17 protein-coding genes and 2 tRNA genes are annotated in these 16011 nt (G+C 47.6%); all 19 read right to left on the bottom strand.

All coding sequences use genetic code 11. The features are described from left to right. Nucleotides 1-284 precede the first annotated feature (284 nt). Nucleotides 285-1766 (bottom strand): lysine--tRNA ligase, encoded by a 1482-nt coding sequence (gene lysS / locus B2U10_RS11520; protein WP_155960241.1) that lies wholly within the window; start codon nucleotides 1764-1766, stop codon nucleotides 285-287. Between the two features lie 161 nt (nucleotides 1767-1927). Next, a complete protein-coding gene (dusB, locus tag B2U10_RS11515; RefSeq protein WP_290787821.1) occupies nucleotides 1928-2920 on the bottom strand; it encodes a tRNA dihydrouridine synthase DusB in 993 nt (330 codons plus the stop codon). Then, nucleotides 2920-3435 (bottom strand): 2-amino-4-hydroxy-6-hydroxymethyldihydropteridine diphosphokinase, encoded by a 516-nt coding sequence (gene folK, locus B2U10_RS11510; RefSeq protein ID WP_290787818.1) that lies wholly within the window; start codon nucleotides 3433-3435, stop codon nucleotides 2920-2922. The genes dusB and folK overlap by 1 nt, the downstream gene beginning before the upstream one ends. After that, nucleotides 3432-3803 carry a dihydroneopterin aldolase gene (folB, locus tag B2U10_RS11505; protein ID WP_035413281.1) on the bottom strand — a complete coding sequence of 124 codons (372 nt, stop codon included), beginning with the start codon at nucleotides 3801-3803 and terminating at the stop codon, nucleotides 3432-3434. Before folB ends, folK begins: the two co-directional genes overlap by 4 nt. A 2-nt stretch (nucleotides 3804-3805) precedes the next feature. Further along, nucleotides 3806-4591, bottom strand: a complete 786-nt coding sequence (gene folP, locus B2U10_RS11500) for a dihydropteroate synthase (RefSeq protein WP_035413278.1) — start codon at nucleotides 4589-4591, stop codon at nucleotides 3806-3808. Continuing rightward, on the bottom strand, nucleotides 4588-5427 hold the full coding sequence (locus B2U10_RS11495) for an aminotransferase class IV (protein WP_290787815.1): 840 nt from the start codon (nucleotides 5425-5427) through the stop codon (nucleotides 4588-4590). The genes folP and B2U10_RS11495 overlap by 4 nt, the downstream gene beginning before the upstream one ends. Next, nucleotides 5411-5992, bottom strand: a complete 582-nt coding sequence (locus B2U10_RS11490; RefSeq protein ID WP_290787812.1) for an anthranilate synthase component II — start codon at nucleotides 5990-5992, stop codon at nucleotides 5411-5413. The genes B2U10_RS11495 and B2U10_RS11490 overlap by 17 nt, the downstream gene beginning before the upstream one ends. After that, the gene (locus B2U10_RS11485) at nucleotides 5989-7374 is read right to left on the bottom strand and encodes an anthranilate synthase component I family protein (protein WP_290787810.1); all 1386 of its coding nucleotides are present in this window, start codon (nucleotides 7372-7374) and stop codon (nucleotides 5989-5991) included. Before B2U10_RS11485 ends, B2U10_RS11490 begins: the two co-directional genes overlap by 4 nt. An 87-nt stretch (nucleotides 7375-7461) precedes the next feature. Further along, the gene (cysK, locus tag B2U10_RS11480) at nucleotides 7462-8406 is read right to left on the bottom strand and encodes a cysteine synthase A (RefSeq protein ID WP_056062013.1); all 945 of its coding nucleotides are present in this window, start codon (nucleotides 8404-8406) and stop codon (nucleotides 7462-7464) included. Between the two features lie 80 nt (nucleotides 8407-8486). Beyond that, nucleotides 8487-8798: a hypothetical protein gene (locus B2U10_RS11475; RefSeq protein ID WP_035413262.1), complete on the bottom strand. Its 312-nt coding sequence runs from the start codon at nucleotides 8796-8798 to the stop codon at nucleotides 8487-8489. Between the two features lie 12 nt (nucleotides 8799-8810). Further along, nucleotides 8811-9734, bottom strand: coding sequence for an Hsp33 family molecular chaperone HslO (gene hslO / locus B2U10_RS11470; protein ID WP_023466563.1), 924 nt, complete (start codon nucleotides 9732-9734; stop codon nucleotides 8811-8813). A gap of 9 nt (nucleotides 9735-9743) precedes the next feature. Further along, entirely contained in the window at nucleotides 9744-10505 is a 762-nt protein-coding gene (locus B2U10_RS11465) for a type III pantothenate kinase (RefSeq protein ID WP_035413293.1), read from the bottom strand. 182 nt (nucleotides 10506-10687) lie between these two features. Next, entirely contained in the window at nucleotides 10688-12691 is a 2004-nt protein-coding gene (gene ftsH / locus B2U10_RS11460; protein WP_035413259.1) for an ATP-dependent zinc metalloprotease FtsH, read from the bottom strand. A 120-nt stretch (nucleotides 12692-12811) separates the two neighbouring features. Continuing rightward, a complete protein-coding gene (hpt, locus tag B2U10_RS11455) occupies nucleotides 12812-13357 on the bottom strand; it encodes a hypoxanthine phosphoribosyltransferase (protein ID WP_035413256.1) in 546 nt (181 codons plus the stop codon). A gap of 33 nt (nucleotides 13358-13390) precedes the next feature. Beyond that, nucleotides 13391-14623, bottom strand: coding sequence for a tRNA lysidine(34) synthetase TilS (gene tilS, locus B2U10_RS11450; protein WP_290787805.1), 1233 nt, complete (start codon nucleotides 14621-14623; stop codon nucleotides 13391-13393). A 71-nt stretch (nucleotides 14624-14694) separates the two neighbouring features. Then, nucleotides 14695-14766: transfer RNA gene (locus B2U10_RS11445), tRNA-Glu, on the bottom strand. Between the two features lie 10 nt (nucleotides 14767-14776). Then, a tRNA-Met gene (locus B2U10_RS11440) sits at nucleotides 14777-14853 on the bottom strand. A 153-nt stretch (nucleotides 14854-15006) separates the two neighbouring features. Beyond that, a complete protein-coding gene (locus B2U10_RS11435) occupies nucleotides 15007-15522 on the bottom strand; it encodes a S1 domain-containing RNA-binding protein (protein ID WP_035413250.1) in 516 nt (171 codons plus the stop codon). 83 nt (nucleotides 15523-15605) lie between these two features. Then, nucleotides 15606-15983 (bottom strand): FtsB family cell division protein, encoded by a 378-nt coding sequence (locus tag B2U10_RS11430; protein WP_035413247.1) that lies wholly within the window; start codon nucleotides 15981-15983, stop codon nucleotides 15606-15608. Nucleotides 15984-16011 lie beyond the last annotated feature (28 nt).

Below are 16011 nucleotides of genomic sequence, written 5' to 3'. Positions count from 1 at the left end.
GTTCAGTTTTCAAAGTTCGTTGTGTCGTTTTCAGCGACTTTAATATCTTAACAAGTTATCAACCCGATTGTCAACAACTTTTTTGATATTTATTTTTGTGTGTCACGACCATTCGCGGCACAAGAAGTAATATACCATGGCTTTTTGAATCGTACAAGCATTTTATTAGAAAAACATTTAAAAACTTTTGTTTACCCGTTTTTTGACTTGTTTATTCCTGTGTTGATTCCAAAAAGAACGCTCCGTTCCTTCTATACAGTATAGAAAGAACAGAGCTCTACTCATTAATTTTGTTGGTGACGCATCGTTGGGAAGAGTAATACATCACGAATCGATGGCGCATTCGTCAACAACATGACGAGACGATCGATCCCGATCCCAAGACCACCCGTTGGCGGCATACCGTACTCGAGTGCTTCAATGAAGTCTGTATCCATTTCATGCGCTTCGTCGTTTCCTGCTTCTTTTTCGACGAGTTGTGCTTCGAAACGTTCACGTTGATCGATTGGATCGTTCAATTCCGTGAAGGCATTCGCATGCTCACGACGGACGATGAATAATTCAAAACGATCCGTAAAGCGTGGATCTTCTGGATTTTTCTTCGCAAGTGGTGATACTTCAACAGGATGACCATAGACGAATGTTGGTTGAACGAGTGTTTCTTCTACTTTTTGTTCGAAGAACTCATTCAAGATATGTCCCGTCGTCATGTGCGACTGGACTTCAACACCGTGTTCATGCGCGAGTTCAAGGGCACGTTCGTTCGAAATCTGTTCGAAGAAGTCGACACCTGTTGCTTCTTTAACGAGATCTACCATGTGCGCTCGTTTCCAACCGACAGATAAATCGATGACGTCTTCTCCGTAAGTGACTTGTGTCGTACCGAGTACTTCTTGTGCGACGTGAGCAATCAGGTTCTCTGTTAAGTTCATGATGTCTTTATAATCCGCATACGCTTCATAGAGTTCGATCATCGTAAACTCTGGGTTATGACGTGTTGAGATTCCTTCATTACGGAATACACGACCGATTTCGTAGACTTTCTCAAGTCCACCGACGATCAAACGTTTCAAATGAAGCTCAATCGCAATCCGCATGTAAAGCGTCATGTCGAGTGCATTATGATGCGTGATGAACGGACGCGCCGATGCTCCACCCGCGATCGTATGCAACATTGGTGTTTCGACTTCCAAGTATCCGAGGTTATCAAGATATTGACGGATTCCACGAATGACTTTACTTCGCGCGATGAATGTCTCACGTGATTCTTGGTTCGTAATAAGGTCGAGATAGCGCTGACGGTAGCGTTGCTCGATATCCTTTAATCCATGATATTTATCCGGAAGCGGACGTAACGCTTTTGTCAATAACGTAAATGCTGTGACGTGAACAGAGAGTTCACCAACATTCGTCTTGAACACGTATCCTTGGATCCCGACGATGTCACCTAAGTCACATGTCTTATAGATCTCATACGCCTCTTCACCGACGTCATCTTTACGAACATACAACTGAATTTGACCTTGTACATCCTGAACATTCGTAAAGCCAACCTTCCCTTTACGACGTGTCGTCATGACACGACCTGCGATGGCAACTTCCGGTTTCAGTTCAGCCAATTCTTCTTTTGTATGTTCACCAAATGATGCACGAATGCTCGCAGTATCCGTCGAACGTTCAAAACGTGCGCCGAATGGATCGAGACCTTGTTCACGCATGGCGTTCATCTTACTGAGACGCACCTGCATTTGATCGTTCATTTCCATATCCTGACTCACTGTCTTCACTCCTTTTAATAATGGTTCACGACGATTCTCTCGAATAAAAAGCTGCCGGAATGACCGACAGCCCTTTAGAAAACCGATACGCTCATCTTCAATGCAACTAGCGTACCACAAAACGACTCTGTCCGACTATACTTTACCTGTTAGGCATACGCTACGTCTTCTTCGAGTGTCTGCAAGTACTGCTGTAACAGTTCAACGAGTCCCGTATGCGTGTCGATGTTAAATAACGCATTGCGAACGCGACCGTTCCCCTTCATTCCTTTCAAGTACCAGGCGACATGTGTCCGCATTTCGCGCACGGCGAGTTCTTCTCCTTTTAGCGCGACCAGTCGTGTAGCGTGCAAGAGACAAATATCAATCTTCTCGCGCGCCGTCGGTTCTGCCGGAAGCGTTCCTGATTCGAGATACTGGATTGTCTGATACAACATCCAAGGGTTTCCGAGAGCGGCCCGTCCGATCATGACACCGTCGACACCAATCTCATCAATCATTCGTTTAGCATCTTGTGGGGTTTGAACATCCCCGTTTCCGATGATTGGAATATTAACCGCTTTTTTTGCTTCACCGATGATGTTCCAGTCTGCGACACCTTCATATTTTTGTGAACGTGTCCGTCCGTGAATGGCAACAGCCTTCGCGCCACCTGCTTCTGCCGCTTTGACATTATCGACACAATAGATGTGATGACTGTCCCAGCCGGTCCGCATTTTGACCGTCACCGGTTTATCGATCGCTTGTGTCACCGCATGGACCATCTCATAGACCTTATCCGGATCAAGCAACCATTTCGCTCCAGCATCACTTTTCGTGACTTTCGGGACCGGACACCCCATATTGATATCAATGATGTCGGCATTCGTGTTCGCATCGACATATCGCGCTGCTTGAACGAGTGTCTCCTTTGAACCACCATAGATTTGAAGACTCAGCGGTTTTTCCCGCTCATCCACGTACAGCATCTGTAGCGTCCGTTCGTTCTCGTACAAGATCCCTTTATCGCTGACCATCTCCGCACAGACGAGTCCCGCGCCGAATTCTTTTGCGATCAATCGAAACGCGGGATTACAGACGCCTGCCATCGGTGCCAAGATGACTTGATTCTTCAATTTGACATCACCAATGTTAAATTCCATTATTGTTCCTCCGCTTCTAAAAGACCACCTAAGCGTCGCACACCGTTTCGTTCTGTCTCTGGTAACTGCTGGTACAATTGCTCGACACTTTGCCCAAGACCAGGTATGACGCATGTTGCTGTTAGTTCCCGTAATGGCGCGAGGACGAATGCCCGCTCTTGCATCCGCGGATGCGGAACGGTTAATCCTTCAAGGTCAATACGTTCTCCCCCATATAACAAAATATCTAAATCAAGCGTCCGCGGTCCATTTTTGAACAGACGCTCGCGTCCTTCTAGCTGTTCGATTTCCTGCAGTCGCTCAAGTAAGACATCTGCCTCGTCCGTCGTTTGAATCCCGACGACCATATTATAAAATAAATCCTGATCGAGATACCCGACAGGTACAGTCTCATAAATGGAAGAGACCTTTACATCATGAACAGACGATAAGGCTCTCAGGCGAGCGATCGCTGCTCTTAAGTGAGCCGCTTTATCACCAATGTTTGAACCGAGTGCAATGTAAGCTTCCTTCATGCATAGTCCCCCCGGAGTCGATTGATCTCGACTGCCACATGTTCATAATGACCAGCAATCGGCGGATCCGGTTTGATAACTTTGATCGATGCTTCTTCAATCCGCCCGTCTAACGCAAAGACTTCTTTTGCAATACGATCCGCCAAGGCTTCGACGAGTTGGAGCGGTTCTCCTTCGACGACACGTTTTGTCGCTTCATACAATTCAGCGTAATTGACACTTTTCGTCAAATCATCCGTCCGACCGGCTTCTGCCAATGCAAGTCCGATCGATAAGTCGACATTGAAGCGTTGACCGAGTTTCGTCTCTTCTGCAAATACACCGTGATACCCATAAAAACGCATTCCTGTTACATGAATTCGATCCACCGTCATTCCCCTTTCGTCGCAGCTAACATGATGTCCATCATCTGCGCTGCCCGTTTGACTTCTTTGACGTCATGCACGCGCACCCAGTCACATCCTTGTTGAATCCCGTAGCAAACCGTAGCAATCGTTCCTTCAAGTCGTTCTTCCGTTGGCAATCCAAGCGCGAGACCAATCATCGATTTACGGGACGTTCCAAGTAAAACCGGATACCCGAAGTCCGTGACGATGGACAGGTAACGCATCAAGTACAAGTTCTCTTCCTGCGTTTTCATGAATCCAATCCCTGGGTCGAGCCAAATGTGCTCTTCCGCCACGCCTGCCTGTTTCGCTAACCGGATTGATTCCTCAAGGTCAGCACGGACTTCCGCAAGCATATCTGTTCCATGCGCCGTTTCCCGATTATGCATTAAAATGATTGGTACTTCATACTGCGCAGCGACCTTGACCATCGAACGATCGCCCCACTTCGAACCCCAGACGTCATTGATGATGTCCGCTCCTGCTTGAATAGCAGCTTCTGCGACGACCGGTTTATACGTATCGATCGACACGAGGACGTTCAGCTCTCGTTTAATGCGTTTAATAATCGGTAAAACACGAGCGAGTTCTTCTTCAACTGACACGAACGCCGCACCCGGTCGTGTCGATTCTCCACCGATATCGATCGCATCTGCTCCATCCGCGACAAGCTGACGCGCTTGCCGCATCGCTTGCTCGATATCAACATATTGTCCACCGTCCGAAAAAGAGTCCGGTGTCACGTTCAAAATACCCATGATGTAGGTCATGGTTGTTCCCTCCTTGTTGTCACATGTTCGACAGATTGATCGAACAGTTTCATAATCTCCGCATACCCTGTTCCGTTGATTCCGGGGAAAGGGCGTCCGTCAAGTGACGAAATGGCGACCGCTTCCTGAACGGAATTCGTATAGATGATCTCATCTGACTCTTCGAGCTGTGGTAAATATGCCAGACGTTCTTCGACTGGTAAATGTTGCATGAGGAACTGACGGGTAATCCCATTCAATGCACCGGTCTCAAGGGGCGACGTATACCATGTACTTCCGTAACGCCAAAAGATATTTGACGTAATGCCTTCACAGACATGACCTTCCTTCGTCAAGAACAGCCCTTCTGCTTCTGGATTGAACAATTGACGTTTCGCGACTAGATTGTTCATGTAATGATGTGACTTTAAGCGATATGTCGTCTCCGGCGTACTGCGCGGCAAACGAATCGTCTCGAGTGCACGTTCCGCCCGTTTTCGTGGAGCGATTGGTTTCGCATAGATCAACACGGTCGGCGTATCGTAAGGGTCAATTGATAACCCAATCTCACGCGGACCAGCCGAAACATTCAACCGGATATAGAGATCGTTCGCCTCATATGCTTCATATAAATCTTGGATTGCTTGCCGTAAGGCTTCCCGGTCATACGCTAACTGTATCCCGAGTGCGACACAACTCATCCGCAAACGTTCGATATGATCATCGAACAAAAACGGATGTCCGTTATACGTCCGAAACGTCTCGAATATACCCATCCCATAGACGAATCCATGATCAAGTGGGGAGATTCTTATCTCTTCTTCTCGTTTGATGATTCCGTCATGCCAGAGATACATAATGCGTCAACTCCAAGAAATTTTTTAACATCTGTTTACCGTCTCGTGTCAAAATCGCTTCCGGGTGGAACTGGACACCTAAAATCGGTAACGTCCGGTGACGGAGTGCCATGATCTCTCCGCCGGCTTCCGCTGTCACTTCGAGTACTTCCGGGAATGTCTTACGTTCAACGACAAGTGAATGGTAACGCGTCACCGGTGTCGCTTGTGGGATCCGTTCAAAGATCCCTTGTCCATCATGCGTCAGTGGCGAAACTTTTCCGTGCATCAATTCCTTCGCTCGGACGACTTTACCACCGAATACTTGTCCAATCGCTTGATGACCTAAGCAGACCCCTAGGATCGGTACCTTCCCCGCAAAATAAGCAATCGCCTCTAAACTGATCCCCGCTTCATTCGGTGTACAGGGACCCGGCGAGATGACGAGATGATCAGGCTGTAGCGTTTCGATTTCCGCAAGCGTAATTGCGTCGTTGCGAAATACCCGGATGTCTTGTCCGAGTTCGCCAAAATACTGGACTAAGTTATACGTAAAGGAATCATAGTTATCAATCAATACAATCATTGCGTTCCCTCCGCCGTTTCTTTGGTCACCCATAACGCTTTGGCTTTACTGAGTGACTCTTCGTATTCACGTGCTGCGTCCGAGTCCGTGACGACTCCAGCACCTGCTTGAACATATGCCATCCCGTCTTTTGCGACGAGTGTCCGAATCAAGATGTTGAAAATGACATCATCCGCCCAACTGATGAAGCCAAGCGATCCGGTGTAGATTCCGCGCCGGACCGGTTCTAGTTCCTCGATGATTTCCATCGTCCGGATTTTTGGTGCTCCAGTGATCGTCCCACCTGGGAACATCGCAGCGAGCACTTGACTCCCGGAGTGTTCCGGAGCCACTTCGCCTCTGACATTTGAGACGATATGTTGCACGTGGGAGTATTTCTCGATCACCATCAGCTCATCGACATGGACCGTACCATAACGACTAACGCGCCCTAAATCATTGCGCTCTAAATCAACGAGCATCACATGCTCTGCCCGTTCTTTTTCGTTATCGAGTAAGGTTTTCGCGAGTCGTAGATCCTCCGCTTCATCCTTCCCGCGTAGCCGTGTTCCCGCAATCGGACGCGTTGCTAACGCATCACCTATTTTTTCGACGAGCAACTCAGGTGAGGCGGACACAAGTGTTAAATCCTCATCTGCGAAGTAACCCATGTATGGAGAAGGATTAATTTGTCGTAATACATCATACAGATGTTCCGCTGTCGTCCCAAGCGGTTCTTGTTGACGGACGGACAAATTGACTTGGAAGACGTCACCATCCTCAATATACGATTTAATCCGGTGTGCCGCTGTCATGAACGCTTCCTGTCCGAAAGCTCGTTCTCGTTCGCCGGATGAACCGGTTGTTGTAAACTGCGGTCTATTTGTCTTGACGCACCAACGCGCGACTTCTTCTTTAAGAATCTGTGTTGCTTCCTCTGCTGTGTCTCGCGTCACGGCAATGAACAACTGTTTCGTCTCCTCATCAAACACGGCGACTTCATCGTACCAGTAAAATGACAGATCGGGTGTTTGTAGATCATCCATCGCTTGCTCCGGTAGCTTTTCTAAATAACGGACAGCATCATAACTGACATATCCGGCAAATCCACCAAAGAATGGCGGCATTCCATCCGGTCGGATGGATTCACGTTCGACGCGGAGTCGTTCGAGTAGATCAAACGGGTTTGCCGTCGACGTCTCGACTTTTCCATCTGTCTCAATCGTCGTCATCCCGTCCTTTGTCCGGACGTATCCGACAGGACGAGTCGCCGCCATCGTATACCGTCCGATTCGACCACTTTCGAGCCAGACGTGTCCTGTTGTTCCAATCGTCTGTTCGACATACCGATTGTAGAATTGTTCTTTCGTCCATGGTATTGCTTTATATTTCGTCTGTCGCATACGCGTCCCCCACTTCACACTATTCTGCTCTCATTATACGCAAAAAAGTACACGGAAGCCGAATGACTTCCGTGTACTTATGATGGATTACTTCGATTGATCTGCTTCTTCCTCGACTTGATACAGCGGTGTACTTAAGTACCGCTCACCGTTCGAAGGAATGATCGCGAGAACATTTTTTCCTTTGCCGAGACGTTTTGCCGTCTTCAGTGCCGCTGCAATCGCAGCACCTGACGAGATACCGCCTAAGACACCGTTCGTCTTCGCTGCTCGGCGCGCGTGATCAAATGCTTCTTCCGTCGTGATTTGCTCGACACCATCATAAATATCTGTATCGAGAATCGACGGTACGAATCCAGCACCGATACCTTGCAGTTTATGCGGCCCCGGTTTACCACCTGATAAGACCGGTGAATCCGTTGGTTCAACAGCAATGATTTCAATGCCTTGGAAAGCATCGCGCAACACTTTACCAGCACCCGTGATCGTTCCACCGGTTCCGATTCCCGCGATGAACGCATCGAGTTGCATACCTTCGAACGCTTCGACGATTTCAGGACCTGTCGTTTTTTCATGAACGACTGGATTGGCACCGTTATTGAATTGTTGCGGCATGAAGTAACCGTGCTCTTCCGCTTCCGCTGTCGCGCGAGCGATCGCACCCTTCATCCCTTCAGGACCTGGCGTCAAAATCAATTCCGCACCATAGGCGCGAAGCAACGTCCGACGTTCCATGCTCATTGTTTCCGGCATGACGAGGATGGAACGGTATCCCTTCGCCGAAGCGACCATCGCTAGTCCGATACCCGTGTTCCCACTCGTCGGCTCGATGATCGTATCTCCCTCTTTAAGTTGACCTGCTTCTTCTGCCGCTTCAATCATTGATAACGCGATCCGGTCTTTTACGCTCGATCCAGGATTCATGTACTCCAGCTTCAGATATACATCTGCATCCTCAGGACCCGTTAGATGATGTAACTTGACGATTGGTGTCCGACCGACTAAATCTAATACTGAATTCGCAATACGCATGACCATTCCTCCTCATTAGTGAACCGCTTGAATTCCAAGTAATCCGATAGATTAATTATCAGCGGACTGGATGAAATCTGTCAATCAAAGCGTTTAACTTCCGGCTTTTTTCCATCCTTTGTCTGGCGCTCGACCGCTTCTTGAATCAAACGATCGATTGTCTGCTTCTCTTGTTCCGTTCGCATCGTCTGATAGACCATTGCTCGGGTGATTTTTTCATCACCGACTTCGGCGATGACATCCTCAAGCGGACCACCAATACTGTCCTGAACGATTTTAGGAGAATCGACCTTAGGGAGCTCACCCATGAAGGCATAAGCGCCGGTCATGAAATTCGTCAACAATAAGATGAAGATCAACATCCACAAGTACTTAGGTTGTACATTCCCCATATCGGATCCCTCTTATGCTCTTTCGAGTGATTTTTCGCGAAGTTCCTCTAATTCTGGAACATCATAGTGATAATGCTCTGAACAGAAGTGACAAACAGCTTCCGCGCCACCATCTTCATCAATCATCGCTTGAATCTCATCTGGTCCAAGGGCAATAATCGCTGTTGCTAATTTGTCGCGGTCACACGTACATTCGAATGACACCGGAATCGTATCAAGATGTTCGTAGTCACCGAGAACGAGTTCTAACATTTCTTCGGGTGTTTTTTCCTCACCGACGAGAATGGAGATTGGTTTAAGAGCTCCGACACGTTTTTCAAGCGCTGCGATCGTCTCTTCCGATGCACCCGGCATCAATTGAACGATCAACCCACCTGCTGCAATGACCGATTCGTCTTCTGGGTAAACGAGAACGCCAGCTCCAACGACTGATGGACTTTGTTCCGATACAGCGAAGTAATACGTGAAGTCTTCGCTGATCTCACCGGTTTGAATCGGAGATTGACCACCGACAAAGTCACGCAACCCGAGATCCTTGATGACAGAGATGTTTCCGCGACCGACCGCTTCACCGACTTTTAATTTCGTCAGACCGTCTGCATTGACGTACGTATCCATCTCGACGCGGGGACGACTGACATATCCACGAACGACCCCTTTTGCATCGGCATCGACGATGATTTTTCCGATTGGTCCATCGCCTTCGACTTTCAATGTGACACGTGTATCGCCTTTTTGCATCGTACCCATCATCGCGCCGATTGTTAGTGTCCGACCGAGCGCTGCCGTGACGACCGGTGTCGTCTGGTGACGAAGTTGTGCTTCATAGACCGTTTTTGTCGAACGGATCGCAAATGCACGAACTTCTCCGTTGAAGCCTAACGCCCGTACTAAATAGTCATCTTTTAATTGTGCTAATAATTCTTCCCGTTTCATCTTAATCCCTCACTTATTTCGTTCGTAGATAATCCGTAATCCATCTAACGTCAAGAATGGATCGACGATCTCAATCATCGTGGATTCCTCGCTGATTAGTCGGGCTAAACCACCGGTCGCAATGACCTTCGCTTCACCCATTTCTTCTTTCATCCGGTGAACGAGTCCGTCCACCTGCGCCACATATCCGAAATACGTACCCGATTGCATCGCATGGATCGTATTTCGTCCGATGGTTGACTGCGGTTTCGCAATTTCAATTCGCGGCAATTTTGCTGCCTTATTATAGAGTGCCTCGGTCGCAACCATCACACCCGGTGAGATGATGCCGCCGTAATACCGTTTTTGTGCATCGATGTAACAGTACGTCGTCGCTGTTCCAAAATCGACGATGATCATCGGTCCCTCGTATTTCGCCGTCGCCGCTACTGCATTGACGATTCGATCGGCTCCCACTTCCCGTGGATTATCGACTTTTAAATCGAGTCCTGTCTTGATTCCTGGTCCAATCAAAAACGGACGGCGTTTAAAGTAACGCACACACATATTTTCTAGTGGAAACACGACGGGGGGTACGACAGATGATAACACGATTCCCTCGATTTCTTCCACGTTTAGCTCTGCGTCACGAAACAACGCTTTGACGAGCATACCGTATTCGTCCGTCGTCCGTGTCCGGTCTGTCGCAATCCGCCAATGCTCGATCAACTCTTGTCCTTGATAGACACCTAAGACGATATTCGTATTTCCGACATCGATGACTAAAATCATTTGCTTATTTCCCCGCTTCTTCTCGATTTTCATGCTTCTTTTTATATTCCGTTGTTTCACGCTCGGAATGATATACGTTGTGATTATACCATGCTCGTATGGTCACACCTACCGATGTGTATTCGCTCGGTCTGTAACAAAAAAGAACGGATTCGATGCGAGATCGAATCCGTTCCATCCGTTTACACTTGATCGTCGCGACGCGGCGTATCTGGTGTATCCGTATCTACATTTTGTCCTTCGTCAACGACTGAACCCATTTGCGTTGGAGACTCTGTCGGTTGATCGACGGTTGCATCTGTCGATTCCGGTGCTTTCTCTTCTGCTTTTGGAGTCGTTGCTTCTGGTTCATGTTTTTTGTATTCGCCTGTCTCTAAGAGATGGTGAATTTGTTTTTGATCAAGTGTTTCGACTTCAAGCAACGTCGTTGCAATCAAGTCGAGCTGATCGCGTTTCTCAGTCAAGATATCTTTCGCTTTTTGGTAACAGCGGTTGATGATCGCTTGGATTTCCGTATCGATTTCGTGTGCAATCGCATCCGAGTAATTCTGTTCGTTTTGGAAATCACGGCCGAGGAAGACGTTACCGCTTTGACCTGAGCCGAATTGAAGCGGTCCGAGTTTTTCACTCATTCCGAACTCCATGACCATTTTCCGTGCAAGACCTGTCGCACGCTGGAAGTCATTGCTTGCTCCAGTCGAGACTTCTCCGAAGACGATGTCCTCTGCAACGCGACCACCGAGCAATCCAGTAATCTTATCTTCGAGTTCCGGCTTCGTCATGAAGTAACGATCTTCTTTTGGCAACATGACGACGTATCCGCCCGCGTTACCACGAGGAACGATTGTTACTTTGTGTACTTCGTCCGCATCGTCGAGCGTGACACCGATGATCGTATGTCCAGCTTCATGCCATGCGACGATCTTTTTCTCTTTCGGCGAGATGATCCGGCTCTTCTTCGCTGGTCCAGCGATAACACGGTCAATCGCTTCTTCGAGATCAACGATCGAGACCTTATCACGATCTGCCCGAGCGGCAACAAGTGCTGCTTCGTTTAGAAGGTTTTCAAGATCCGCACCCGAGAAGCCAGGCGTCCGTTGTGCGATGGCTTTTAAATCAACCGTTGAATCAAGCGGTTTGTTCCGCGCGTGTACTTTCAAGACTGCTTCACGACCGACGACATCTGGACGATCAACCGTGATTTGACGGTCAAAACGACCTGGACGGAGTAACGCAGGGTCAAGAATATCAGCACGGTTCGTTGCTGCGATCATGATGATGCCTTCGTTTTCACTGAATCCATCCATCTCGACGAGAAGTTGGTTCAATGTCTGCTCACGCTCATCATGTCCACCACCGAGACCTGCGCCCCGTTGACGACCGACAGCATCGATTTCATCAATGAAGATGATACATGGTGCGTTTTTCTTCGCGTTTTCGAACAAGTCACGAACACGTGATGCCCCGACACCAACGAACATCTCAACGAAGTCAGAACCTGAAATCGAGAAGAATGGTACGCCAGCTTCACCAGCTGCAGCACGCGCGAGCAACGTTTTACCTGTACCTGGAGGACCCACGAGGAGAACCCCTTTCGGAATACGGGCACCGAGCTTCGCGAATTTACGCGGATCTTTTAAGAATTCGACGACTTCGACGAGTTCTTGTTTCTCTTCGTCTGCGCCGGCTACATCATCAAACGTAATCTTTTTCTTCTCTGTATCGTAGAGGCGTGCCTTCGATTTCCCGAAGTTCATGACGCGACCGCCACCACCGCCACCTTGTGCTTGATTAATCAAGAAGAAGAAGAGGATGAAGATGATGATGAATGGAACGATCGTCGTTAGTAACGCGATCCAACCACCATTCGTTTCTGCTGCCTTGAAGTCCATCTTGACTCCTTGGCTTTTCAATTGCGTGTAGAGATCCGTTAGTTCCGTATCAACAGCCGGTACGACTGTTTCATACGTCGAATCTTTTGCACGCAAATCTCCTGTCACATTATACGTCTGGCCTTCATACTGGAAGGTAGCCGTCTTGATTTCACCTTTTTCAACAGACTCGACAAACTGTGTGTAATTGATTTCTTTGCTTTTGTTCACTGGACTCTGCAAGTATTGCAGAAACAAGATCAAAGCTAGAAAAATGACCCCAAACACGAGGGTATTCTTCACTGCTCGGTTCATCTTATGCCTCCTCTCCGCATCCATCTCGTTTTTCTAATGGATGAATACGAATCCTGGCGCGACAGGGCGCGCTTTGTAATTGGTTTCATCTTATCATGGGACAGACGAGATTAAAAATAATTAGCCACCGTAGACTGCAGGTTTCAAGACACCTACATACGGAAGGTTACGGTATTTCTCTTCGTAATCCAGACCATACCCGACGACGAATTCGTGTGGAATGACGAAGCCGCTGTAATCTGCATGCAAGTCATTTTTCCGTCCTGTCGGTTTGTCGAGCAATGTCACGATTTTAACGGACTTCGCTTTCCGGTACTTGAAGAGGTCTACGAGGTAACCAAGCGTCAATCCGCTGTCGATGATATCTTCGACAATCAAGATGTCGCGTCCTTCTACCGATGTGTTCAAATCTTTTTCAATCTTGACTTCACCGGTTGATGTTGTCCCACCGTGATACGTCGAAACGTCCATGAAGTCCATTTCAAGGTGCATATCCATCTTTTTGACAAGATCGGACATGAAAGGCATTGCGCCTTTTAAGACACACACAAGCAACGGAAAACGATCGTGATAATCCGCTGTCAAATCGCCGGCGAGTTCGCCCACTTTATTTTGGATCTCTTCTTCTGAAATCAATACTTTTTCCATATCGTTCATCAAGGTCATGCTAGGTATTCCTCCTCCATAATAAACACTACATTACCATTCTATCATTAAATAAGATTTTGCGAGGAGTTCAAATGACCCGAATATTGCAATTCGATGTCCAATGACGGCTAAAATCACTCCATTTGCATCGACGACGACCGGAACCTGTTCTCGGAGATAACGTGGAACCTTCGCATCAATCAGAATTCGACTGACTTTTTTCGAACCAACAGCAAGTTGAATCCGATCTCCCGGACGTGGCGGACGTACCGTCAACGGAAACGTAATCGCGTCCAGTGGGATCCCGTGCGTTCCAATTGAGAAGCGAACCATTTGTTCACCATAATGATACGTTCCCAAATTCTCCCCTACTTGAAACGGTAAATCGTCATTCATTGACCGTATCACACGATCTTGCATCAAAAAGCCATATGCACGTCGCATCCTCCAGTTTCCATAATACACTTCGTCCGAGCCCTTATCCACCCGAAGCCACATGATGAAGTGACGAATCGTTTCGGAAGAAAACGTATCGCCCGTTAACGTCGGCAAGACGAGCCGTTGTAAATCCGTCGGCAATTCTAAAATACGTGCGACCGGAATTCCGTTTGTTTCCTTACACCGGTCGAGATAGGTCGCGACGAATGTTGCCTGCTCACGCATGATTTGCTGTCGCGCATGTGCTGCTGCTGCTGTTGCCTGTTCAAAACCAGGACGAATGTCTCTCAACAGAGGAAAAATAGTATGCCGAATTTGATTTCGTAAATAGGTTGTTTCTGCATTTGATGCATCCTCTCGCCACGGTACCTCATGTTGCCATGCATAATCGAGTAATGCTTGCTTCGATTCATGTAGTAACGGTCGATGTAACCAGCCGTTACCAAACGGACGAATGACAGGAATCCCATCAACTTGTGCTTCTCCTCGAACGAGCTGAATGAGCAACGTCTCGATTTGATCATCTTGATGATGGGCGAGGACAAGACGCGAGCGTCCGGTCTCTTCCATGATGCGCTCAAAAAATGCATACCGTTCCTCACGACATGCTGCTTGAGAGCTCGTACGTCCTGCCCAGTCTAAACGCGTCATGAAAAACAAAATCTTTCGAGTTGCTGCCCAGTCTTCGATAAAATGTGCTTCTTCGTCGGATGCTTCTCGTAATCCGTGATGCACATGTGCAATTGCAATGTCATACCCTTCTCGATACAACCGATCGACGAGTACCATCGAGTCACATCCTCCAGACACTCCGACTAGGAGCGGTTCAAACGGCACACCTTCCATTACGACTTCACCCCTTTCCGTTAAAACCTAAAAAAAGCTATCTCTATATAATAGAGATAGCTTTTTGAGAATGACCCGTACGGGATTCGAACCCGTGTTACCGCCGTGAAAGGGCGGTGTCTTAACCGCTTGACCAACGGGCCAAAAAAAATATGGTAGCGGCGGAGGGAGTCGAACCCACGACCTCACGGGTATGAACCGTACGCTCTAGCCAGCTGAGCTACACCGCCATATTTTTAACTCGTGCGTCTTAAGCACATTTTCTATAATACGGGCAGGTCAAATGAAAGTCAACGCTTTTTATAAAAATAATTTTAAAAAAATAAAAGATGGAATGAACGGCGTCATTCCATCTCTATTCTTATAAAGAACAGGTCAGCAAGTTATTGACGTTTTGCGCCGCGCCCGCCACGTTTTGAATCCGTTTGACGTTTCAATGTAGCAAGACGATCTTCACTATCTTTCAGGAAACTAGACATCAACGTATCGAACGATTGTTCTTTGCGCGGTGGTGGTGTATTACGGCCACCTTTGTTGAAGCCTCCACGATTACCGCCTCCACGCGGTCCTTTGTTATCGAACGAACGTGGTCCGCGATCTTGTCCTGCTGGACGTGGTCCACGATCGAACTGACGTGCTGGACGTGGGCGTTCACCTTCTGGACGATCGACGGCTTTTTTAATGGAAAGACCAATCTTACCATCGTTTTCAACACTTAAGACTTTAACGGTGATTTCTTGACCAACCGTTAATACATCATTGATGTCCTTAACATAAGAATCTGCCACTTCACTAATGTGAACAAGACCAGTTTTCCCTGTTGGTAACTCAACGAACGCTCCGAAATTCGTGATGCCTGTTACTTTCCCTTGCACTTTGCTGCCTACTTCAATCGACATAAATTGTATTGCTCCTTTTTAGTTGATTCGTTTCTTATTATACGAGTGATTCATTCTTTTTTCAATCAATCGGCAACCTTCAATTAGTCTTCAGGTGAAAAGTAGAAGATCGTTTCCCCTTTTTTCGAATAGAGCAACTCGCTCCGGGCTAAGTTCGCCACATATTCTTTATCATTGAGACGATTGATTTCTTCTTTCAGACGAGCAGTCTCTTTTTTTGCTTTCGTCTGCTCCTGTTCAGCTACTTGAAATGACTGCTTTTGTTCTGCGATCAATTGCCGTTTTTCCATGTATGACCACCCCATGAGGGAAAAGATGAGCAAAAAGACGGTCAGACACAAGAAAAAGCGATTTTTGAGACGTCGACGGTTTTCAATAGCATTCTGACTCAATTGCTTCTTACGGTCATTGAGCGGCTTGATCTTTGGCGTTTGACGCCCTGATTCGAGCGGTGTTGGCATATCATCCCTCCTCTTTCTGAGTGGTCAT

The organism is Exiguobacterium sp. UBA7533 (assembly GCF_002479335.1).
GTDB lineage: Bacteria > Bacillota > Bacilli > Exiguobacteriales > Exiguobacteriaceae > Exiguobacterium_A.
This window is presented reverse-complemented; position numbering and strand designations above follow the sequence as displayed.